24 protein-coding genes are annotated in these 20,167 nt (G+C 31.6%); 9 read left to right on the top strand and 15 right to left on the bottom strand.

Annotated features, from left to right (window positions below; all coding sequences use genetic code 11):
- The 7 genes from HMPREF9129_RS11605 to HMPREF9129_RS01585 form a co-directional block, all read right to left on the bottom strand.
- A partial coding sequence (locus tag HMPREF9129_RS11605; RefSeq protein ID WP_004819630.1) for an AAA family ATPase occupies positions 1–420 on the bottom strand: 420 nt, incomplete at its 3' end.
- Entirely contained in the window at positions 417–617 is a 201-nt protein-coding gene (locus HMPREF9129_RS01610) for an RNA-binding S4 domain-containing protein (RefSeq protein ID WP_004819629.1), read from the bottom strand. The genes HMPREF9129_RS01610 and HMPREF9129_RS11605, both read right to left, overlap by 4 nt.
- An 8-nt stretch (positions 618–625) precedes the next feature.
- Positions 626–1,714: a DNA polymerase III subunit beta gene (gene dnaN / locus HMPREF9129_RS01605; RefSeq protein ID WP_004819628.1), complete on the bottom strand. Its 1,089-nt coding sequence runs from the start codon at positions 1,712–1,714 to the stop codon at positions 626–628.
- A gap of 158 nt (positions 1,715–1,872) precedes the next feature.
- On the bottom strand, positions 1,873–3,207 hold the full coding sequence (gene dnaA, locus HMPREF9129_RS01600) for a chromosomal replication initiator protein DnaA (protein ID WP_004819627.1): 1,335 nt from the start codon (positions 3,205–3,207) through the stop codon (positions 1,873–1,875).
- A gap of 331 nt (positions 3,208–3,538) precedes the next feature.
- Positions 3,539–4,270 carry a Rossmann-like domain-containing protein gene (locus HMPREF9129_RS01595; protein WP_004819626.1) on the bottom strand — a complete coding sequence of 244 codons (732 nt, stop codon included), beginning with the start codon at positions 4,268–4,270 and terminating at the stop codon, positions 3,539–3,541.
- Positions 4,257–4,955 (bottom strand): ATP-binding cassette domain-containing protein, encoded by a 699-nt coding sequence (locus tag HMPREF9129_RS01590; RefSeq protein WP_004819624.1) that lies wholly within the window; start codon positions 4,953–4,955, stop codon positions 4,257–4,259. Before HMPREF9129_RS01590 ends, HMPREF9129_RS01595 begins: the two co-directional genes overlap by 14 nt.
- Positions 4,930–5,562, bottom strand: a complete 633-nt coding sequence (locus tag HMPREF9129_RS01585) for an ABC transporter permease (RefSeq protein ID WP_245946114.1) — start codon at positions 5,560–5,562, stop codon at positions 4,930–4,932. Before HMPREF9129_RS01585 ends, HMPREF9129_RS01590 begins: the two co-directional genes overlap by 26 nt.
- Here HMPREF9129_RS01585 and HMPREF9129_RS12160 point away from each other — a divergent pair.
- On the top strand, positions 5,504–5,746 hold the full coding sequence (locus HMPREF9129_RS12160; RefSeq protein ID WP_245946131.1) for a hypothetical protein: 243 nt from the start codon (positions 5,504–5,506) through the stop codon (positions 5,744–5,746). The two genes, HMPREF9129_RS01585 and HMPREF9129_RS12160, sit on opposite strands and share 59 nt — an antisense overlap.
- Here HMPREF9129_RS12160 and modA read toward each other — a convergent pair.
- Positions 5,730–6,548, bottom strand: coding sequence for a molybdate ABC transporter substrate-binding protein (gene modA, locus HMPREF9129_RS01580; RefSeq protein WP_004819620.1), 819 nt, complete (start codon positions 6,546–6,548; stop codon positions 5,730–5,732). The genes HMPREF9129_RS12160 and modA overlap by 17 nt on opposite strands.
- Before the next feature lie 209 nt (positions 6,549–6,757).
- Here modA and rpmH point away from each other — a divergent pair, with 209 nt between their 5' ends.
- From rpmH to jag, 5 genes are read left to right on the top strand one after another with little or no spacing between them, the layout of a single operon-like run.
- The gene (gene rpmH, locus HMPREF9129_RS01575) at positions 6,758–6,892 is read left to right on the top strand and encodes a 50S ribosomal protein L34 (protein WP_040552137.1); all 135 of its coding nucleotides are present in this window, start codon (positions 6,758–6,760) and stop codon (positions 6,890–6,892) included.
- A 1-nt stretch (position 6,893) separates the two neighbouring features.
- Positions 6,894–7,253: a ribonuclease P protein component gene (gene rnpA, locus HMPREF9129_RS01570; RefSeq protein ID WP_306424711.1), complete on the top strand. Its 360-nt coding sequence runs from the start codon at positions 6,894–6,896 to the stop codon at positions 7,251–7,253.
- Positions 7,225–7,440 (top strand): membrane protein insertion efficiency factor YidD, encoded by a 216-nt coding sequence (yidD, locus tag HMPREF9129_RS01565; protein WP_004819613.1) that lies wholly within the window; start codon positions 7,225–7,227, stop codon positions 7,438–7,440. The genes rnpA and yidD overlap by 29 nt, the downstream gene beginning before the upstream one ends.
- Before the next feature lie 9 nt (positions 7,441–7,449).
- The gene (locus HMPREF9129_RS01560; RefSeq protein WP_004819612.1) at positions 7,450–8,175 is read left to right on the top strand and encodes a YidC/Oxa1 family membrane protein insertase; all 726 of its coding nucleotides are present in this window, start codon (positions 7,450–7,452) and stop codon (positions 8,173–8,175) included.
- Positions 8,172–8,960 carry an RNA-binding cell elongation regulator Jag/EloR gene (gene jag, locus HMPREF9129_RS01555; protein ID WP_004819611.1) on the top strand — a complete coding sequence of 263 codons (789 nt, stop codon included), beginning with the start codon at positions 8,172–8,174 and terminating at the stop codon, positions 8,958–8,960. Before HMPREF9129_RS01560 ends, jag begins: the two co-directional genes overlap by 4 nt.
- A gap of 81 nt (positions 8,961–9,041) precedes the next feature.
- Here jag and HMPREF9129_RS01550 read toward each other — a convergent pair whose 3' ends face one another.
- The 7 genes from HMPREF9129_RS01550 to HMPREF9129_RS01520 form a co-directional block, all read right to left on the bottom strand.
- Positions 9,042–9,536, bottom strand: coding sequence for a SprT-like domain-containing protein (locus HMPREF9129_RS01550; protein ID WP_004819610.1), 495 nt, complete (start codon positions 9,534–9,536; stop codon positions 9,042–9,044).
- Positions 9,537–9,616: 80 nt separating this feature from the next.
- Entirely contained in the window at positions 9,617–11,149 is a 1,533-nt protein-coding gene (locus HMPREF9129_RS01545) for a BCCT family transporter (RefSeq protein ID WP_004819609.1), read from the bottom strand.
- 4 nt (positions 11,150–11,153) lie between these two features.
- Positions 11,154–12,656 (bottom strand): HAL/PAL/TAL family ammonia-lyase, encoded by a 1,503-nt coding sequence (locus HMPREF9129_RS01540; protein ID WP_004819607.1) that lies wholly within the window; start codon positions 12,654–12,656, stop codon positions 11,154–11,156.
- A 3-nt stretch (positions 12,657–12,659) separates the two neighbouring features.
- A complete protein-coding gene (locus HMPREF9129_RS01535; protein WP_004819605.1) occupies positions 12,660–14,915 on the bottom strand; it encodes a xanthine dehydrogenase family protein molybdopterin-binding subunit in 2,256 nt (751 codons plus the stop codon).
- Entirely contained in the window at positions 14,912–15,751 is an 840-nt protein-coding gene (locus tag HMPREF9129_RS01530; RefSeq protein WP_004819604.1) for an FAD binding domain-containing protein, read from the bottom strand. Before HMPREF9129_RS01530 ends, HMPREF9129_RS01535 begins: the two co-directional genes overlap by 4 nt.
- Positions 15,748–16,212: a (2Fe-2S)-binding protein gene (locus HMPREF9129_RS01525; protein ID WP_004819602.1), complete on the bottom strand. Its 465-nt coding sequence runs from the start codon at positions 16,210–16,212 to the stop codon at positions 15,748–15,750. The genes HMPREF9129_RS01530 and HMPREF9129_RS01525 overlap by 4 nt, the downstream gene beginning before the upstream one ends.
- A gap of 126 nt (positions 16,213–16,338) precedes the next feature.
- A complete protein-coding gene (locus HMPREF9129_RS01520) occupies positions 16,339–16,974 on the bottom strand; it encodes a GntR family transcriptional regulator (protein WP_004819601.1) in 636 nt (211 codons plus the stop codon).
- Between the two features lie 165 nt (positions 16,975–17,139).
- Here HMPREF9129_RS01520 and HMPREF9129_RS01515 point away from each other — a divergent pair, with 165 nt between their 5' ends.
- From HMPREF9129_RS01515 to HMPREF9129_RS01505, 3 genes are all read left to right on the top strand, one after another.
- On the top strand, positions 17,140–18,198 hold the full coding sequence (locus HMPREF9129_RS01515; RefSeq protein WP_004819600.1) for a 5-bromo-4-chloroindolyl phosphate hydrolysis family protein: 1,059 nt from the start codon (positions 17,140–17,142) through the stop codon (positions 18,196–18,198).
- A gap of 8 nt (positions 18,199–18,206) precedes the next feature.
- On the top strand, positions 18,207–19,322 hold the full coding sequence (locus tag HMPREF9129_RS01510) for a toxic anion resistance protein (protein WP_004819599.1): 1,116 nt from the start codon (positions 18,207–18,209) through the stop codon (positions 19,320–19,322).
- A gap of 188 nt (positions 19,323–19,510) precedes the next feature.
- Positions 19,511–20,161: a hypothetical protein gene (locus HMPREF9129_RS01505; protein WP_004819598.1), complete on the top strand. Its 651-nt coding sequence runs from the start codon at positions 19,511–19,513 to the stop codon at positions 20,159–20,161.
- The last annotated feature ends 6 nt before the right edge of the window (positions 20,162–20,167 follow it).

The raw sequence follows: 20,167 nt of genomic DNA, 5'->3' as shown, positions 1-20,167 counted from the left end.
TTCTATTAAAGAATCAATGTATTTTCTTCTTTCGCCAGGTGATAATTTTATCATATTTAAATCATTTGGTGAAAATATCACACACGAGAAATCCCCAGCATAGTTTTTTATATTTATAGAATCCGAATTCATTATATATTCATTCTTCTGATTTAAATTTAATATTATTTTAAGCTCATCTGAATATCCTCCACTCTCTACAGTAGCTCTTATATTAGCTGAGCTCTCTCCCAATCTTATCATTTCACTGGCTTTTAAAGTCCTAAAACTCTTTCCAACTGTTATCAAGTATATAGCTTCTAATAAGTTTGTCTTTCCTATTGCATTTCTACCTAATATTAAATTTATTCCATCACTGGGTTCTATTTCAAAACTTTGATAATTTCTAAAATTAGTAAGTTCTAATCTGTCTATCCTCATTCTACCATATCTACTATAAATTCTTCTGAATCAAACTCAACACGATCTCCCTTTACAAGTTTTCTACCACGTCTTGTTTCTACTTCAGAATTAACTTTTACAAGTCCTTCTTGTATCAAAATCTTGGCTTCTCCACCACTTCCAACCAAGTTTTTATACTTTAGGAAAGAATCTAATTTTATATAACCACTTTCCATTTAATTACCTACTTTGCAAGTCTTACAGGAAGTACTAGATATAGATAATCTTCGTCATCTTCTCTTATTATGCAAGGGTTAACTGAGTCTGTGAAATAAAGTCTAACTTCTTCTGACTCCATAATTTTTATTCCATCTAATAGATATTTTGAATTAAATGCAATTTTTAAATTTCCACCCTCAACTTTGGATTCTACAATTTCTTCAACATTTCCTATCTCAGAATTAGATGATATCTTGATAAATCCCTCTTCAATTTCAAATTTTACAAGATTTGCTCTATCTTCTTTAGCAAGTAAACTTGCTCTTTCAAGAGCTGATTGTAAATTTACTCTTGATATAGTACAAATTGTAGTATGAGATTCAGTTATAAGACCTTGATATTTAAAGAATTCACCACTTAGAAGAGTTGTATAAACTTCTGTAGTCTTAGTTCTGAAAAGAGCCATATTTCTTGAAATACATACGTTCACATCTTCGTTTTCTAAAACTTTTATAAGTTCATTTAAAGTTCTAGCTGGAATGATTGCTGAAGTTGTATTCTCATTAGGATTATTTACTGTTTTAAGTGCCATTCTAAATCCATCAAGAGCTACAAAATTTATCTTTGCAGGGCTTAAATCCATTAAAACACCTGTAAATACCATTCTTGTTTCGTCCATAGAAACTGCAAAAGATGTCTTTTTAATTGAATCGCTAAGTTCTTGTGATGAAATATTAAATGTATTATTTTTTTCAACTATAGGTAACATTGGATATTCATCAGGTAATTGACATTGAATGTGAAAATTTGATTTTTCACATTTCAAATTCATTGAAGTTCCATCTAAATTTATATCAATTGTATCACCTTGAAATTTTCTTATTATATCTCCAAATAATCTTGAATTTACTACTATTTCTCCTTCTTCCATAACAATTGCAGCAATTGAAGTCTTAATAGTTATTTCAGTATCAGAAGAAATCAAAACTATTTCATTATTTTTAGCCTTTAAAAGTATACCTTCTAATATTTGAATTGTACTTCTAGGAGATATTGCTCTTTGAGCAATTTGTATAGCTTTTATAAATTCTTTTCTACTTACTTTGAGTTTCATAAAGCCTCCTTTTTAATGCCCTATTATATTTTAGTTAGATAATAATAGTAGTAGGGCCTGTTAATTTGTGTATAAGTCGATTTATTATTAAAACTATCGAAAAAATTTAAATTAATAACATGTTGATAACTTTTTAATTAAAATTTACTTATCAACAACTATTCTTTAATCTCTTTTATTAAATTATTTATTCTTATTTTAAAAGATGTATCTTGATCCATATCTTTTTCAATTTTATTATATGCATGTATTACTGTTGTATGGTCACGTCCGCCAAATTCCTCACCTATTTTTGGAAGAGATAGTTCGGTCAGTTCTCTTGTTATATACATGGCTATTTGTCTTGGATAAGCTATATTTTTAGTTCTCTTTTTAGAATTTAGTTCGTCTACTGTGACATGGTAGTGTTTCCCTACAAATTCTTTTATTAAATTTACATCTATTACCTTTTCTTTTTTAGTATTATAGATATCTTTAAGAACTATTGCGGCAGTTTGCTCAGTTATTACACCAGTTGTCAGTTTAGAATATGCCATTACACGAGAAAGAGCACCTTCTAATTCTCTTATGTTACTTTTTACATTTTCAGCTATAAAATTTATTACATTTGCAGGTACATCATATCCCTCAGAATCAGCTTTAGACCTTAATATTGCAATTCTAGTTTCTAAATCCGGAGCTTGTATATCCACCACAAGGCCCCATGCAAATCTTGATATTAAACGTTCTTCTAAAGCTTTTATTTCTTTAGGTGGCTTATCTGATGTGAGTACGATTTGTTTATTTGAGCCGTGTAATTCATTAAAAGTATGAAAAAATTCTTCTTGAGTTCTATCTTTATCGGCTATAAATTGGATATCATCTATCAATAAAAGGTCAACTTTTCTGTATTTGTTTCTGAATTGCTCATTTTTATTAGTTTGAATTGAGTTAATCAGCTCGTTTGTAAATTGCTCACTTGTGACATACAGAATTTTTTTAGACGAGTCCATTTGATTTATAAAATGTCCAATAGCCTGCATTAAATGTGTTTTTCCAAGTCCTACTCCACCATATAAAAAAAGTGGGTTTGAATGCGCCATTGATGGATCTTTGTAGTTTTCAGCTACTGATAAACTTGCTGCATGAGCAAATTCGTTACTCTTACCTACTACGAAATTTTCAAAGACATATTTTGGATTTAATCTAGATTCAGGTAAGAAGTTATCAGATTGTGTTTTAACCGGAGATTCATTACCAGTTAAGATTCTAACGTCATAATCTTCATCCATTACGTCTTTTATACATTTTTTAAGAGTTCTTAGTTGCGAAGGATTGTTTTCAATCCTATGTTTTATAAAGTCTGATGTAACTAAAACATAGAAGATTTTATTGTATTCATCGATATCTTTTAGTTTCATATCTTTGAACCAAGTATCGAATGAAACTTGACTCATGGATTGACGTTCAAGAACACTCATAACTCTATTCCATAAATTGGATAGTGGGTCCATAATTCCTCCTGTTGAAAAGTATTTGTTGATAAAAAAATATGTATAATGTTATACACAATTGTAGATAATATATTGATTGATTTAAGATTAATATTGTTGGTTGTGGAAAAAATAACCACTATAATACAGCTATTTAAACAAAATAAGTTTAAAAAATAGAGTTTATCAACATTCTATCAACAAAATGTGGATAACCCTACTTATAAACAATATTTTTAATATAAACAGTCCTAAAAATTTATCCACATATATTTTAACAAAAAAAGATACACTTATCAACAAGCCAAAAGGCTTATAAACTTGTTTTAAGTGTATCTAAAATAAAAAAATATTAATTTGACATGAAACAAAGTCTTTTTAAATTTAAAATTTTAGAAGGGCCTGCAATTGTAGTTCCGTAGAAATATACTTCTTTATTTTCTAAATTTAAGAAATTCATAATACTTCTATTTCCTATAGTAGAACCTGTACAGAGTATTATATTAGCCCAACTTATTGCCTCTTTAAATAAATTGCCATCTTCTATTTTGATTCCATATCTAATTTCTCCTATGTTGTCTACATTTAAATCTAAAACTCTAAGATTGTATCCGGCTGATGAAAGTTTATCTATAAAAGCTGGTTGATAGCCAATCAAAAGTATGTTTTTATATAAATCGGCATTTAAAAAATTAGCTATTTGTTCAGCGCATAATTCAGGCTCTTCGTTTTTACAGTGAACGGTATTTGATATCAATCCTAAGTGCTTCATAACTGAATTTAAAATAGATATGAAAATTGCAATGTCATAATCGTTATTTTCTATATCTAAATCTCTTACATTAGATAATTTAATAGATAGTGCAGAACGTGAACTTGTAAAAGCTTGTCCAAGTGAATTTTTAAAATTTGCCTCAATTAAAACTTCTTTTCCATTTAGTAGAGGAAAATCTTTCCTTTCGGTTATACCTATAGCTTCTTTTTCAGTTAAAGATTTTAGAGAAACAAATATTTCTTCATCATCAAGATTATGTTCAGATATTAAATCTGAAAAATAATTCATCAAAATTTTATATATACTCATGGATTTTATTCTCCTTTATAATTTTATTAAAATCTTCAGATGAAAACTTATTTGAAAGTTCGCCTTTTTTCATAAAATAAATTTCATCTGCAAAGTATTTACATTCTTCAATATCGTGTGTAACTAAAATGCTCACAATTCCAAACTCTGAAATTAGATCTTTGGTTATTTGTTTAGCCGAGTCTTTATTTATATAGTCAAGAGCACTGAAAGGCTCATCTAATAAGAGTAAATCAGGTTTTTTTAGTAGAGCTCTACAAAGTGATACTCTTTGCTTTTCTCCACCTGATAGATTGTGTACAGGTTTGTCTTTTAAGTAATAGATATTTAATTTTTTAAGCAGGTTTTCAGCTTCAATTGTGTAAAAAAATTTATTTTGTTTTAAAATTTTAGGTGCGAAAATTATATTTTCAAACACATTTAAAAAGGGAAACAAGTTAAAATTTTGATATACAAGAGAAATATTTTTTTCATAGGACGGTATATTTTCTAAATGTCTCTTATTTAATATAATTTCTCCTGTTTGTTGATATTTTCCAGCTATAGTTTCTAAAAAAACAGTTTTTCCACTTCCGCTCTGGCCTAAAATTACAATATTTTTGGCTTCAGATTTTAAAGATATGTTTTTTAAACTAAAGCCATTTAAATTAAGATTTAGATTATTTATAGTAAATATTTTTATCACCCACACTTTTCTCTTTTATGATTATTTTAATCATTAAATTTATAAATAGATTGATTAACATTAAGATTATTGCAACTCCGCAGGCCACATCAAAATCTCCTGTGGTCATATTTAAAAATATAGAGGTTGCAAGAGTTTCAGTCTTCATTCTCGTAACCCCAACCAACATCATAACAGCTCCAAATTCTCCAAGACATCTTGAAAATATTAGTAGCACCATAGTTATGATATGTTGTCTTATAAGTGGAATTAAGACGTGAATAAATACCTTAAAGTTGTTTAGTCCAAGATTGTTAGCTGTAAAAAATATACTGTCGTCTACAGAATCCATAGCAGAATTTAGAAAAATTATTGCATATGGCAAATTTATAAAAAATAGCGCAAGAACTATTCCGGATGGTGTGTAGACGAAATCTATATTAAATATTTCCAAGTATTTGCCTAAATTGTTGTGACCATATAGCGTTATAAGAGCAAGTCCACTTACTAAATGAGGCATACTAAGAGGAAATGAATATATATATTTTAAAATTTCTTTATGTTTAGGATTGAAATGTATTTTTTGTGAAATTATAACTGAAGTTACGGAAACTAAAAAAGTTGCCAAGATAGAAGTTTTTAATGATAATTTAATTGAAAAAACAATTTCTTGTGGAAATGGAAGAGATATTATGAAATTGAAACCTTCAAAAATTATAAAAATAAAAGGTGTGATAATAAAGAGTATCGAAAAAATAACAAGTATTTTTGATACTCTTTCAAATAACCAATCCATTATTTTACAGTTTTGAATCCAAATTCTTCAAAGGCAAAACTTGCAGAATCTGATTTCATATATTCAACTAGCTTTTGAGCTAATTCTTCATTTTCTGAAATTTTTAAAGTGCCTATTGAAATAACTTGGTCTATTAAGAATTCAGGCTCAATTTCAACTATTTCTAAGTCATCTTTTCCAAATGCAGAGTCTTTAGTTACAATAGCAGCATCTACAGAACCTGTTTTAATAGCTTGATAAAGTTCGTTTACAGTTGCTGTTTTAACAACTACATTTTTTTCATAGTCAGTTATACCTGCTTTTTCAAACATTTTTACGGAAGTTTTTCCTATTGCATTTGCTTCTGCATCTCCAAGTGCAAGTTTTATGCCATCTTGATTTAAATTCTTTAAACCATATATGTTCTTTTCATTACCTTTTTGTGTAACTATAACGGGTGTATGATGAGCTACAGGCACAGATTCATTTGCAAGACCTTTTTCAATAGCTGCGTCATATGTAGGTTTTGAACCAACTATAAACACATCACCTTTTCCTGATTGTTCAAGTTGTGCTAAAAGTTGTCCTGAACCGGCATAAACTATTTCTAATTTTGCACCCGTTTTTGTTTCAAATTCGTCTTTTATTTTTTCCATAGGTTTTTTAAGACCCGCTCCGGCATAAACCAATAGAGTTTGGTTTTCGAATTGATTTTTTTCAACTTCAACAGCAGTTTTTGAATTGTTTTTTTCTTCAGTAGCTTTGTCTTTAGCACACGCTGTTAAAAATAAAAGACATATACATAAAAATAAAGCTGAATTTTTAAAATAATTTTTCAAATAAATCCCCTAAACGAAAAGTTTTTATAAACTATACGCTAACATATAACGTTTACATTGTCAATAATTCATAATATTTGTTCAAAAGTTATAAAAAATATAAAAAAACAAGTAAAATTTTTGAAAAATTAAGTACTGTCAGCTAATTTACTTGACTTGAAGGGATAAGTACAATATAATTTAATGATTGAAAAGAAAGGGGTGAAGTCATGAAGAGAACTTTCCAACCAAAGAACAGAGCAAGAAAAAGAGAACATGGTTTTAGAGCAAGAATGAGAACTAAATCAGGAAGAAGAGTATTAAGTGCAAGAAGAAGAAAAGGTAGAAAAGTACTTTCAGCGTAAGTTGAATATAAAGGATTGTTATTTAAAAAAGAATAGAGATTTTCAGAGAGTATATTCTAAGAAGAGAACAGATGGAAATAAGACTTTCACGCTCTTTTATAAGAAAAATGGTTTAGACTATAAGAGAGTGGGTTTTGTAATAACCAAGAAAGTTGCCAAAGCTGTTTGGAGAAATAAGATAAAGAGAAGACTTAGAGAAATATACAGAGCTAATTTTGATGTTTTAAAAGACGGATACGACTATGTATTTGTTGTGAAAAATCAAGCTATAGAACTGGAATATAAAGATTTAGAAAAGTCATTTCTTCATCTTGCAAAGAGGTTTGAAAAAAATGGTAAAAATAGCAAAGTTGTTAATTAGATTTTATCAAAACTATATTTCCAAATATATACTCGTGGGTAGTCATTGTAGATTTACTCCCACTTGTTCTGAATATGCCTATCAAGCCTACGATAAATATGGATTTTTTAAGGGAACTTACTTAGCGGTGAGAAGAATTTTAAAATGTCATCCATTTCATAAAGGCGGATATGATCCTTTAGTATAAGGAGGCAAGATGACCTACATTAGTAGTATCTTGGGAAGATTTCTAAAGCTTATATATGATGTATTAGCAGGTGCCTTCCCGCAAGAACCGGCGAGTATTTCTTTTTATGCAATAGCTATAATTATTGCAACAATAATTATAAAGGCAGTTGTATTGCCAGTTAATATTCACATGATGAAAAGTCAAAAGAAAATGGCTGAATTACAACCTGAAATACAAAAGCTACAAAAGAAATATAAGAACGATCCACAGACACTTGCTGTAAAACAACAACAACTATATAAAGATGCAAATTATAATGCACTTTCAGGTTGTCTACCTATGATTATTCAATTGGTAATATTAATGGCATTCTATAGAGTGTTTATGTATCCGGAGAAATTTGCTTTCACTGATAAAGTTATGTTTGAAAGTATGAATAAAAATTTCTTTTATCTGAACACTTTATCAGCAACAGATAAAACTATGATATTGCCATTAATAGCAGCATTTACAACTTTCCTTACTTCATTTTTAGCAAGCAAGAGTCCTGCAAATGCAGCAACTAATAATCCAAAAGCTCAATCAATGAATACATCAATGATGGTAGTTATGCCTATAATGATTTTTATGATGGGAAGAAATTTCCAATCAGCACTTACTTTATATTGGACTGTAAGTAATATATTTTCAGCAGTACAACAATATATAACAAATAAAGTTATAGCGCATGAAGTGGCGGAGGAAATTAAATGAATTATGTAATCAAAACAGCAAAAACTGTAGATGAAGCCGTAAGTCAGGCTCTAATAGAATTGAATATAGATAGAGAAGATGCTCAAATAGAAGTAATTGAAGAATCTTCAAAAGGTCTTTTTGGATTAATAGGTTCTAAAAATGCGACAGTAAAAGTTTCTAAGATAGAAGACACAGAAGACATCTTAAAAGAAATATTCACCGAATCAGAGAAGAGCCAACCAACAGATGAATTTGAAAATACAGTATCGACTGAAGAATTTACAGTTTCAACACAAGAAGTAGAAGAAGTTGAAGTTACTGATAAAAAATCAGCAACATCTGGAGAAATAGAAGAAATCAGTCGAGAATTTTTAGATAAGGTACTTAACTCACTTGGCATTGAAACGGATTTAGACGTAAACTTTGAAAACAACGTCTTAAAAGTTGAAATAAAAGGTGATGAAGAAAAATTAGGTATAGTAATCGGTAAAAGAGGTGTAACTCTTGACTCAATACAATATCTACTAAGTCTTATCGTAAATAAAAATACAGATGAATATGTGAGAGTTCAACTTGATTCAAGCGGCTATAGACAAAAGAGAGAAGACACTCTTAAGGATTTAGCTCAAAAGATGGCATCTAAAGTCTTAAAGACAGGTAGAAATGTCAAACTTGAACCAATGAATGCACACGAAAGAAAAATCATCCACGAAGCACTACAAGAGTATGAAGGAGTAATTACACATTCAGAAGGTAAAGACCCTTACAGAAAAGTAGTAATTCAAAAAGAAAGAAAATACTAAAATTAATCCCCAAAGCTTATGCTAAGGGGATTTTTTTATTTAGTTTTAATTTAAAAGCTGTCAACGTCTAGGGATTTGAAATTATTTTTTAAGTTCTAATTCACCACGGCACTTGCCGCATTTGATATTTTTAGAGTTGGCCTCTAAATATTTTATAACTTTTCCTTTTTTAAAATATTTGTATTCAAGACCACAGTTTTTACATACGACGATGTATTTAGGTTTGACATTGGCTTCAGAAATATCTCCAAGCCTTGTGATATTGTATCCATATTTTGAATTTACTTTTTCAGCCATAGCTTTCCATTTTTTTTGATGGTTAAAACAACCTTTTACAGAGTGTAAAATTTCATGAGCAATGGTATTTTTAAGAGCTTGTTCATTTGCAATATACTTTGTAATTCTAATTTCAAAATCAAAATCAGAATTGTTTAGTTTATTACAAGTGCCAAGAGTTGTCTTATTTGATGTCAACTTTACACTTGGTTTAATCTTGCCAACTTGTATGCCGAGTTGCTCGATTTCAGATTTTACTTTTAATAGAGTTTTATCTGCAATTTTTTGAGTAATGTACATAAATTACCTCTTTATTCATTATTTATGTATTATATCAAAAAAAGAAGCCAGCTGTTGATTAGCTAACTTCTAACAATAATTTATTCTTCAATTTTATCTATAAAGAACATTTTGATAGCAGATACAACTTGAAGTATGAATATAAACAGTACTACAAATCCACCTGCTGCGGCAAGAGCTTTTACTCCGGCAACTCCTTGCTCTCCTCCGCCAAATGCTGCCATTACTATGGCGATAACACCTATTGTAGCCCCCCAAAGTACCTTTAGTGTTCCAGGAGCTTCTGAGCCTATAGGAATGTCTTTAATACACATAGAAGCGATGTTGTTTGCTGTCGCATCTGCAGATGTTATGAAAGAAATTAAGATGATAAATAAGTTTACTGGAACTAATATAGCTGCAAATGGTAGATGTTTCATAAATTCAAATAGACCCATTACAGCATTTGAATTTTGAATAATACCTATAAGGTCAGCTTGACCTGTAAGTTGCATATTGATAGCTGTGTTTCCCCATACTCCAAACCAAATAATACCGAATACTGATGGTAAGATAAGGTTTACTATTAAACATTCTCTTATTGTTCTTCCATAAGAAATTTGCCCTAAGAATATACCTGTAACAGGAGCATATCCAACCCAGAATGCAAAGTCAAAAAGTGTCCAAGAACGAACCAAAGGTGCTCCACCTATATCTATAGGGTCAAGTCCCCATAACCAGAAGTTATGTAGCCATTCAGCCATACCTGCACTTGTGTTTCTAAGAATGAATAGCGTAGGTCCTGTAACTAGTAGTAATATTAAAACACCATAGTAGAAATAAGCATTTATATCGGCTAATTTTTTTAGACCTTTATCAAGTCCAACGTATGATGAAAGTGTGAACATAGCTACTATGAAAATACCTAGTGCAACGAAAAGTGTAGTGTTAGTTTCAAATCCGTAAGATGCTTTTAGTCCTGTGGTAACCAATGTTATACACATTGTAAGAGCTGAACAAAGACCTATTGAAATTGCAAGCATTGAAAGTGTGTCTATTATGTTTGCAAAGATACCACCTTTTATTTTATCTCCAAATAGTGGAGTAAGTGTTGCTGTTACGTTTAATTGTTCTTTTTTATTGAAGTAAACGTAAGCTACGATAACACCTGCCAAAGCATAGATTGCATATGGTACAAATGTCCAGTTGTAGAAACTTCTTGCAATTGCAAATCTAACGGCTTCTGGACTGTTAGCAGCGATTCCAAGTGCGTCAAGTTCTCCCCAAACATTACCAAGATATATAATAGGTTCGTTTACACCCCAAGTTACTATACCTGTTGCAACTCCACCTGTAAGAGTCATTGCAAAGTAAGTAGCAAAAGAGTATTTAGGTTTTGCATCTATTCCACCAATTCGAACATTTCCAATTTTAGAGAACATAATTACAAATGTAACGATGAGTACAGTCATACAAAGTAGTTGGTAAAGCCAACCAAATGATTCAAGAGACCAAACAAAGAATTTATTTGAAACATCACTAAGTGTTTGGTTACTTACAACGCCTATTATTGCAACTAATAGTACGAATAAAAATGCCGGAATGAACACTGGCCATCTCATTCTATTTTTCATAATTTCACCTCATAATTTCCAATAATTTTTTAGATTTTATAAATTGATATATTGTTTCTATATCTTTACTTAAGTTTCTATCTTTTTCATAGAAAGGCAACACTTTTCTAATTGCTTGGTAAGCGAGCTTTGTGCCTTCTCCGAGTTTAATATCTCCCCTTAAGTCTATTGCCTGTGCTGCGTGCATTGCTTCAATTCCAAGTATGTACTTGATGTTGTCTAACATTTGTAAGATTTTATAGCAAGCAAGTGGCAAATTAGAAGCATGATCTTCAATGGTTCCTGCTAGTGAGTAGAAATCCATTGAGGATGGATTTGCAAGGCCTCTGTTTTGAGTATCAAGCATTGTATAAGTTTTTTGAATTGTACCAAAGGCGATAACATCTATTTCCTTTGGAGTTAAAAATCTTGTCAATTTTGTAAACGCAGGGTCTGCAAGTTTAATCATTCTATAGCAAGATGTCTTAGACAAATGTGCCAAAGATGTTGCGACCATTTCAACTCCTATTGCAACAGTTGTGACTTCAAAGTTTGCACTTACAAAAGAAGTTCTCTTGTCTATTAAAACGCAAGGGTTGTCGTCTGCTGAGTTTACAGTGTTGTATAGGTGCATTTTTACAAAGTCAAGGGCATCTAGTACTGTACCGTTTATTGAATGTGCTCCTCTAAAACTTAGAGGGTCCTGAAGTGCACGGTCAGGATGTGGCTCGTTTAAATAACTGCCTTTTAAATATTCTCTACATTCTCTTGCAACTTTAACTTGACCTGGTATATTTCTAAGTTCATTTACATCTTCTCTAAGCGATTCAACAACTCCGTTTAAGCCTTCTAAACTCAAACAATAGATGATGTTTGACATCTTAACTATGTCTTCAACTTCTTTTATGATTATAGCTGCCATAGCTTCACCTTGAGCATTTGAAGAAACTATACTTAGACCGTCTTTAGGGCCGAGTTTTGCAGGCTTCATACCAACTTTATCCATAGCTTCTTTTGAATTTATAATTTCTCCGTTGTATGAAACATCACTCTCTCCTATAAAGGCAAGCCCAATGTGAGATAGAGTGGTTATATCTGCCTCTCCAATTGACGAACGCATAGGAATTCTCGGATATATACCATAATTTAAGAAATCCTTATACATGTTTACGATTTCAAGAGACATACCGGTATGCCCTTGAAGTGCTTTATGTAGTCTTATTAGCAAGATAAGTCTAACCTGTTCATCTGTGTGGTAAGGTGGAACTCCAAGACAGTGGCTGTTTAGAAGATTTCTGTTATATGTTTCAAAAAAATCTTCATCAAATTCCTTATCTTTATTCCAACCTACCCCACGATTTAAGCCGTAAACCGGCTTTCCTTCAGCAGCCATTTCAAATAAAATACTTCTGGCTTCTTTGACTCTTTCTTGCGCTTCGGGAGATATTTCCAATTCAACATTGTTGAAGGAAATATCGTATAGCTCTTTTAAACTTAGAGGCTCTCCCGTTAACACAAATTTTCCCATTTATTACACCCCTTTCGCTTTAAGTTCTAAAGCTTTTATAATTCTTTCCGGATTTGCCGGATAGTTGGTAATGTTAGTTCCAAGAGCATTATTTATTGCATTTATAGTTGCAGGACCTGGAGCTACAGCGGAAACTTCCCCAACACTCTTGATTCCATAAGGAGAAAATTCATCTTCTGTTTCGATGAGTTCAATTCTGACTTTAGGCATGTCTTGAGAGTTAAGTATGTGATATTTAGATAGTGTTCTGCTTGGAACGTATCCATTTTTATCTACGACTACTTCTTCATTAAGAGCCATACCAAGTATAAATTGACATCCTCCGTGTATTTGTCCTGCCACTAGTTCAGGATTTACAGCCTTTCCAATATCGTGTACTGCAAGAATATCTTCTATTTCGACAAGGCCTGTATATTTGTCCACTTTGACTTCAACAAATGCAGCGGCAAAAGCAGCTGGATTTTTATCAGGTGCATGGTGTACATATACAGATGTTTGGTCGGCGTACATCTTTTCTCTTAGAATTGCAAGTTCGGCATAGGTATATTCTATGTCTGAATCTTTGACCTTAATTTTTCCAAGGTCTGAATAAATTCTATCTATTTCAATATTTTCAATTTTGCTAACAGTTTCGATGAGTTTAGATCTTAATGCTTCTCCGGCTTTCTTTAGTGCCCCACCATTTACAAATGTAACTCTGCTGGCTTGTGTTCCGGCTGAATCATAAGGAGTAAAGAAAGTATCGGCTTCTGGCATGTGTATTTTTTCAATTGGTATATCAAGTGCTTCGGCTAACATTTGAGTAAGTGAAGTGATAGTTCCACAACCTTGCTCGTGAATTGCTATTTTGGCTAGTACACTACCATCAAAGTTAAGTACCAATTCTACATTTGTAAAATCAGGAAAGGCTCCAACATATCCGTTTCCATGAGTTGCACAAGCCATTCCAACGCCATAGGCATACCTGTCGGTATTCTTTGAGTGGATATTTTTATATTTTTCATACCAGTCAAATTTTTCCATGCCAACTTCTATACACTGTTTTATTCCTGCATTCCCGATATTAGGTCCCCCTACTCCATCTTCTGAATGAGGAGCAAGTAAATTTTTAATTCTAAATTCACAAGGGTCCATTCCAAGTTTTTCGGCAGTGTTTGTCATATTTATCTCTGTTATAGCGTGAGCTTGTGGCCCACCATAAGCTCTGCAAGCTCCACCGGGGATAGCATTTGTATAATATGCAACACCATGGAAATTTTGGTTTGGTATGTCGTAAAGTCTGAAGATTTTTTTTGCAAAGGCATTTGTAATACTTGTGTTGTTGGTATCATAAGCTCCGCCATCAACTGATAAGTCCACAAATCTTCCGAGGATTTTTCCTGATTTATCTACTGCCGTCTTTACATTTATCTCAGTTGAATTACGAGTAAAAGTTCCTATTATGGCTTGCTCTCTATCCATATATATTTGAACGTGGCGATTAAATTTATAAGCCACCGCTCCGGCAATTAGCTCTAAAAGAGGCATTTGCTTTCCGCCAAATGACCCACCCATTGTGGATTTTATAACTCTAATGTTTGAAACAGGCAGAGAAAGTATTCTTGAAAGTTGCATTTGTATCGCATATACAACTTGGCTCGGGCTTGAAACTGTGAGGATATTACCTTGCATATAACCCTCAGCAATGTGCGGTTCTATTGCCAAATGGTGTGTACGAGGAGTTGTTCCGGTGTCTTCTACAATCATATAGGCTTCATCTTTGATTGAGTTGTAGTCTCCCCTCGCAATTTCCTTTTCGTATGCAATGTTTGAATCACCGTGAACACAAATTTTATTCTCACGAGCTTGTTTAAGTCCAAGGACTGTTGGAAGTTCTGTATAATTTACGACTATTCGTTTTAAAGCTTCTTCAACACATTCTTTGTTATCGCCAAGCACAAGAGCAATTCTATCTCCAACACACTTGGCTTCGGAGTTTAAAAGACGTTCGTTTTTAGTGGCATTTATACCTGAAAACCACTCCATTGAATTATAGGGAACATCTGGTAAATCTTCAGCAGTCAATATTTTAAAAATCCCATCAACTTTTAAAGCTTCTTCAAAATCAAATTCGAAAGTAGCATGAGGTTTTTCACTCAAAAGTAGTTTTCCATAGAGCATATCTGAGTTATAAAAGTCTCCAGTGTATTTAAGTTCACCAGTTACAGCCTTTGTAGTATCAAATTTTTTTATGTTTTTTCCAATAAATTTATAATTCATAATTTTAAATCCTGTAATAAATCATCCATTAGACCCTTTATAGCAACTCTCTTGTAGTGTCTGGACTCTCTTGTTGGAATTGCCAAGTCAACTTCTTCGCTTGCAAGTTCTTGTAATTTTTTCAAGTCAATTTCACTAGTTAAGACAGAAGATAAGTATTCTTCAATCAATTTTGCCCTTGTAGGCACTACTCCAACTGCTCCTAAATATACAGTTGGATTTGAAATTTCAGAGTCTTTTACAATTAAGTTTACAGCACAGCTGATTTTGGAAATTGTAACAGCTTTTCTTGAGCCAATTTTACAAAATCCTGTAATTTGGTTATCTTTTTTCTCTAAAATTATTGATTCAATTACTTCGTCATCAGCTAAAGATGTCTTTTCCCTACCAAGTATCAATTCTTCGATAGGAATGATTTTTTCTTCACCTAATGAATTTAAAATCTTAATTTTTGCATTTAAACTATATAACGCAAGCAATACATCTGCTGATTGAGATGCATTGGCAAGATTTCCACCGACAGTTGCTAAATTTCTAATTTGTTCAGAACCTAGATGGTAAGCAGCTTGATATACTGAATGGAAATATTTTTTGATAAGTTCACTCTCTGTAAGTTCTGTCATAGTGACGATAGAGCCGATAGATACAGTAGAATCGTTTTCTTCAATTTTTGCAAACTCGCTCATTTTAGTTAAATCAATTATGTTATAATCAGTGAGTTTTTTATTTTTTATTTTGATTATGATATCGGTACCACCGGCAATAAAATATGTATTGTTATCTTTTATTTTAATTAATTCAATTAATTCGTCTTTAGTTTTTGGAGAGTATATCATTTAGAAACCTCCTTAACAGCAGCATCAATAGCCTCAATGATTTTTATATATCCTGTACAACGGCACAAATTGCCCTCTATTGCCCTTTTTATATTATCCATAGTTGGGTTTGAGTTATTCATCATAAGAGCCTTAGCGCTCATTATAAATCCCGGAGAACAGAAGCCGCATTGAACTGCGCCGTGTTCTACAAATTTTTCTTGAAGAATATCGAATTCGCCATTTTGTTTTAGCCCTTCAATAGTCAAAACTTCACAGTCGTCAACTTGAGCGGCAAGCATTGTACAAGAAGTTACAGCTCTCTTGTTCACTATCACAGTGCAAGCACCACATTCACCTTCAGAGCAACCCTCTTTAGTTCCGGTAAGATGTAGTTCATCTCTTAAAAAATCAATAAGACGAGTTTTTTCACTTACATCTGCAGAAACTTCCGCTCCATTTATATTACATGTAATATTCATATAACCACCTCATTATGCACTGTGCATACTTTAACATAAAAATAATACCAAGCTAAAATATTTATGTCAATACGTTTTAACGTGATAACATAGAAAATAAATTTTTAATTTGATATTATTTTTGATTTAAAACTCGAAAGATGATTCATCTTTATTAAACAATTCTTTTAGAGAGTCTTTCATCTTAGAATAGTTTTTTTCAACAAGAGCATTATATATTTCAATGTGTAATTTGTAATGAACATCTCTGTATGTTTTTTTATTATATGAAGTTGCCAAGATTAGAACTGAAAACAAGTTATCAAAAATTCTAAGCAAGAATTTATTATCAGCTGCCAAGACTATATTTCTATTAAAATCTACAAAAGTCTTTACAAAGTTAAAGTTTATATCGGCTTGTTCATCTTGAAGTTTCTTCTGTTTTTTTAGAGATTGTTTTTCAAATTCAATTAATTTTTCTGTGTGATTTTCTTCGATTACTATATCCAGCGCTGCAAGAATATTTACTAAAACTGCATTATTAAGTTGGACTATATCTTTTACAGTGAGATTGACAACAGAGTATTTGCCATCAGAAAATTCCACAAGTCCTTCAGATTCTAAATAACTTAAAGCCTCTCTTATAGGAGTGTTGCTAATACCGAGTTCATCACTTAATTTAGAAATTTTTAAACTTTCACCAAGTCTATATTGTCTTTTCAGTATTCTATCTTTTATTAAATTATAAGTTTGTTCTTTTAGATTGATCTTTTTAATTTCCAAATCGTACCTCCTCAATTAATTATAAACCAAGTGTTAAATTAAGAGTAGTTTTAAAAATCAAAGTCTTGTAATAATTGTCAAGAAATGGTTAAGTTTAAATTAAATAAATCAATTAAAGTTTTACTTAAATTGCAACTTTAGTATAATAGAATTTAAGGAGGGAATATGAACGACAGATACGATGACGGAGAAAACAAAAATAGAAATAATTTCTTTTTAAATTCTGATGAACTAAGTAAAATTGCAAAGACACTAAAGAATAGCTTTGGAAATTCCGTAAGAGAAATTATGGATATGATAAACAATGCGGAGGTCCCTCAAAGAGCGATAGTTCCGGCAAAGAATAAAAAAATAGTCGAGCAAAACCCAAGAGAGATAAAAAATTCAGCTAGTATGGTTAAACTATTAAATATAGCTACAATTTTTTCTATTGCTACGGGAGTTATAGTAATATTTCAGGGATTTATTGACTTTTTAGATATAACAACAATATTTGCAGGACTTATGTTCTTAGTTGCAGGATTTTTTACAAGAAGAGAAATGAGAAAGCAAAAACTTATTTCCAAAGTAATGCAAAGATACAATAAATATCTAAGAGGTTTTGGAAGCGGGGCAATTTGCAATATAAGAGAACTTGCACTACTTGCAAATGTAGATGAAGAAACAGTTTTGAACGACATATCATACTACATTCAAAAAGATTATTTTAAAGAGGCAAGGATTGTTGACGGGGCAGTTATGCTCGACAATAAGACCTATGAAGAATACAGAAGAATACCTATAAGAAGTGTAAAGCAAGAAGAAAAAATAGAAGAGCCTAAGGCAATAGAGAGAAACTATCTTGGAGAGATGTTGAATTACCATGAATCTCTTGAAGAGCCTATGAAGTCTGAAGTTAAAGAACTATTGCTCTTAGTTGAAAAGATATATTCAAATGCAAAGGCCAAGCCTCAAGATTTGGAGCAATTTGAAAGGTTCAGGGAGTACTATCTACCATCAGTATTAAAATTGTTAGGAGAGTATGAACTAATTCAAAAATCAGGATTGGATTCGCCAAAGATTTTAGAATTAAAAGAAGACATTAAAAGCTCCATAAAGATAATAAATGAAGCATTTAGAAATCTGCTTGAAGATATGTACGAAGGGGCTGTAATAGATATAAAGACAGACATTTCAGTTTTAAAGAGCATGTTGCACCAAGAGGGATTACTAGATAGATTATAGGAGGATATATGGATTTTGAATTGACGCTCGAACCGAATGAGCCGAAGAAAGAACAAGAAACACAAGTTATAGTTGAAAATACAGAAGAAGTAGATATAAAGCTGACAGAAGAAGAGCGAAAAAAAGTAGAAGAATTTGCCAAAAAGATAGACATCACAAATTCAAACCAAGTCCTAAGCTATGGAAGCGGAGCGCAAAATAAAATAGCAAGTTTTTCAGAAAAGACTTTAGAATCAGTATATACAAAGGATTTAGAAGAAGTTGGAACACTTTTATCAAATGTAGTAAATCAGTTAAAGAGTTTTGAAATAGACGAAGAAGATAAGGGGTTCTTTAAAATTTTCAAAAAAGGAGCCAACAAAGTCACAGCATTTAAGACCAAGTTCACAGATGTAGAACACAATGTAAACGATGTAAAAAAAGCACTTGAAGGACATCAAATAACTTTGATGAGAGACATTGCAAACCTAGATGAGATGTATAAATTAAATGCAGATTACTACAAAGAACTTTCCATGTATATAATTGCAGGAAAGAAAAAATTAGAAGAAGCTAAAAATGTAGAATTAAAAGCATTAGAGAGCAAGGCAAACACATCAAATTCTCCGGTAGATGCCCAACTAGTAAGAGACCATATCAACATGATAAACAGGTTTGAAAAGAAACTTCACGACCTTGAACTCACAAAGATGGTAAGCCTTCAAATGGCACCGCAAATTAGAATGATACAATCTTCAAACACAGTCATGCTTGAGAAATTGCAATCCACAATAGTGAATACAATACCACTTTGGAAGAATCAGATGGTTCTTGCGCTTTCAGCAGGACACTCACTAGATGCGGCGAGAGCTCAAAAAGAAGTTACAGACTACACCAATCAGTTGCTTAGAAAAAATGCCGAAAATATTAAAATGGCGACAGTTGAGACACAAAGAGCAACAGAGAGAGGAATTGTGGACATAGATACAATTAAGTACACAAACGAAAAGCTAATAGAAGCCTTAAATGATGTCAAAGCAATACAAGCAGAAGGAAGACAGCGAAGAGCAGAGGCAGAAAAAGCTCTTGCAGAAATTGAGGGAAATCTTAAAAAGACACTTATGGAAGGCAGTAAGATAAATTAATTAAAAATACAAATTTAGAAAATATCTATTGGGATTGCTCCGATAGATATTTTTAGTTTTGAGGAAGATTAAAGACATACCAACTATAAAAATTTAGATATGTTTACATATACCTGATTGAGTTATATAATACTGTTGTAATCAACTAAATCGACAATTAAAATACATATTTTTTAAGGAGGAAAATTATGAAAGACAAAAAGATAAAGGTTTTGCTTGGAATTTTATTGTCTTCTACACTAGGACTTGTATTAGTCGGATTTACATTAATGGGCGATAAATATAGAACCAATACTATTGATATTGAGAGAAACTTAAAAGCTATAGGGGTAAATGAAATCAGTAGAAATGAAGGAGAAATTTATTTTTCAGAAAATCAATTATTAAATGTCTTTAATTCTTTAGAAGAGGTAGAAGAGAAATTAGACTATAAATTTTTACATTCTTATATAACAGAAGGTGCTAAAGTTGCATATTCAAATAGAGACATGACACGAATTGATGTTTTTCATCCTTCAAAAGAACTTACAGATGATAACATTCTAGAGCAGATAGGTAGAAGACCAGTGACATATTATACTATGCAATTTTTAAGAGAAGGAAGTGCAAATTTTGAGCACACTTATGGTGGATACTATACTGATGAGGGAATTGTCAGCGTAAAAGGAGTTTCAGCACATATTTTAGGACCGACAGAAGAAGTTAGAGGCGGATATACATTAGATTTTCAATATAATGATGTTATTTATATAGTAGACCGAATACCATCTAAAGAAGAAGCAATTAAAATTTTGAATCGTTTTTGTCAGAAATTTAAGTATTTAAATAGATTACCGTAAATTATG

Source organism: Peptoniphilus indolicus ATCC 29427 (assembly GCF_000227315.1).
GTDB lineage: Bacteria > Bacillota > Clostridia > Tissierellales > Peptoniphilaceae > Peptoniphilus > Peptoniphilus indolicus.
The sequence above is the reverse complement of the archived record's forward strand: the minus strand, read 5'-3'. Positions and strand labels throughout refer to the sequence as shown.

Excerpts from the sequence above, each read along its gene's own strand:
- rpmH (WP_040552137.1), top strand. The coding sequence starts at position 6,758 with ATGAAGAGAACTTTCCAACCAAAGAACAGAGCAAGAAAAAGAGAACAT.
- HMPREF9129_RS01535 (WP_004819605.1), bottom strand. The coding sequence starts at position 14,915 with ATGAATTATAAATTTATTGGAAAAAACATAAAAAAATTTGATACTACA.
- jag (WP_004819611.1), top strand. The coding sequence starts at position 8,172 with ATGAATTATGTAATCAAAACAGCAAAAACTGTAGATGAAGCCGTAAGT.
- HMPREF9129_RS01505 (WP_004819598.1), top strand. The coding sequence starts at position 19,511 with ATGAAAGACAAAAAGATAAAGGTTTTGCTTGGAATTTTATTGTCTTCT.
- HMPREF9129_RS01525 (WP_004819602.1), bottom strand. The coding sequence starts at position 16,212 with ATGAATATTACATGTAATATAAATGGAGCGGAAGTTTCTGCAGATGTA.
- HMPREF9129_RS01550 (WP_004819610.1), bottom strand. The coding sequence starts at position 9,536 with ATGTACATTACTCAAAAAATTGCAGATAAAACTCTATTAAAAGTAAAA.
- HMPREF9129_RS01595 (WP_004819626.1), bottom strand. The coding sequence starts at position 4,270 with ATGAGTATATATAAAATTTTGATGAATTATTTTTCAGATTTAATATCT.
- HMPREF9129_RS01540 (WP_004819607.1), bottom strand. The coding sequence starts at position 12,656 with ATGGGAAAATTTGTGTTAACGGGAGAGCCTCTAAGTTTAAAAGAGCTA.
- dnaN (WP_004819628.1), bottom strand. The coding sequence starts at position 1,714 with ATGAAACTCAAAGTAAGTAGAAAAGAATTTATAAAAGCTATACAAATT.
- HMPREF9129_RS01510 (WP_004819599.1), top strand. The coding sequence starts at position 18,207 with ATGGATTTTGAATTGACGCTCGAACCGAATGAGCCGAAGAAAGAACAA.
- HMPREF9129_RS01610 (WP_004819629.1), bottom strand. The coding sequence starts at position 617 with ATGGAAAGTGGTTATATAAAATTAGATTCTTTCCTAAAGTATAAAAAC.
- HMPREF9129_RS01530 (WP_004819604.1), bottom strand. The coding sequence starts at position 15,751 with ATGATATACTCTCCAAAAACTAAAGACGAATTAATTGAATTAATTAAA.
- HMPREF9129_RS01545 (WP_004819609.1), bottom strand. The coding sequence starts at position 11,149 with ATGAAAAATAGAATGAGATGGCCAGTGTTCATTCCGGCATTTTTATTC.
- HMPREF9129_RS01560 (WP_004819612.1), top strand. The coding sequence starts at position 7,450 with ATGACCTACATTAGTAGTATCTTGGGAAGATTTCTAAAGCTTATATAT.
- yidD (WP_004819613.1), top strand. The coding sequence starts at position 7,225 with ATGGTAAAAATAGCAAAGTTGTTAATTAGATTTTATCAAAACTATATT.
- HMPREF9129_RS01515 (WP_004819600.1), top strand. The coding sequence starts at position 17,140 with ATGAACGACAGATACGATGACGGAGAAAACAAAAATAGAAATAATTTC.
- dnaA (WP_004819627.1), bottom strand. The coding sequence starts at position 3,207 with ATGGACCCACTATCCAATTTATGGAATAGAGTTATGAGTGTTCTTGAA.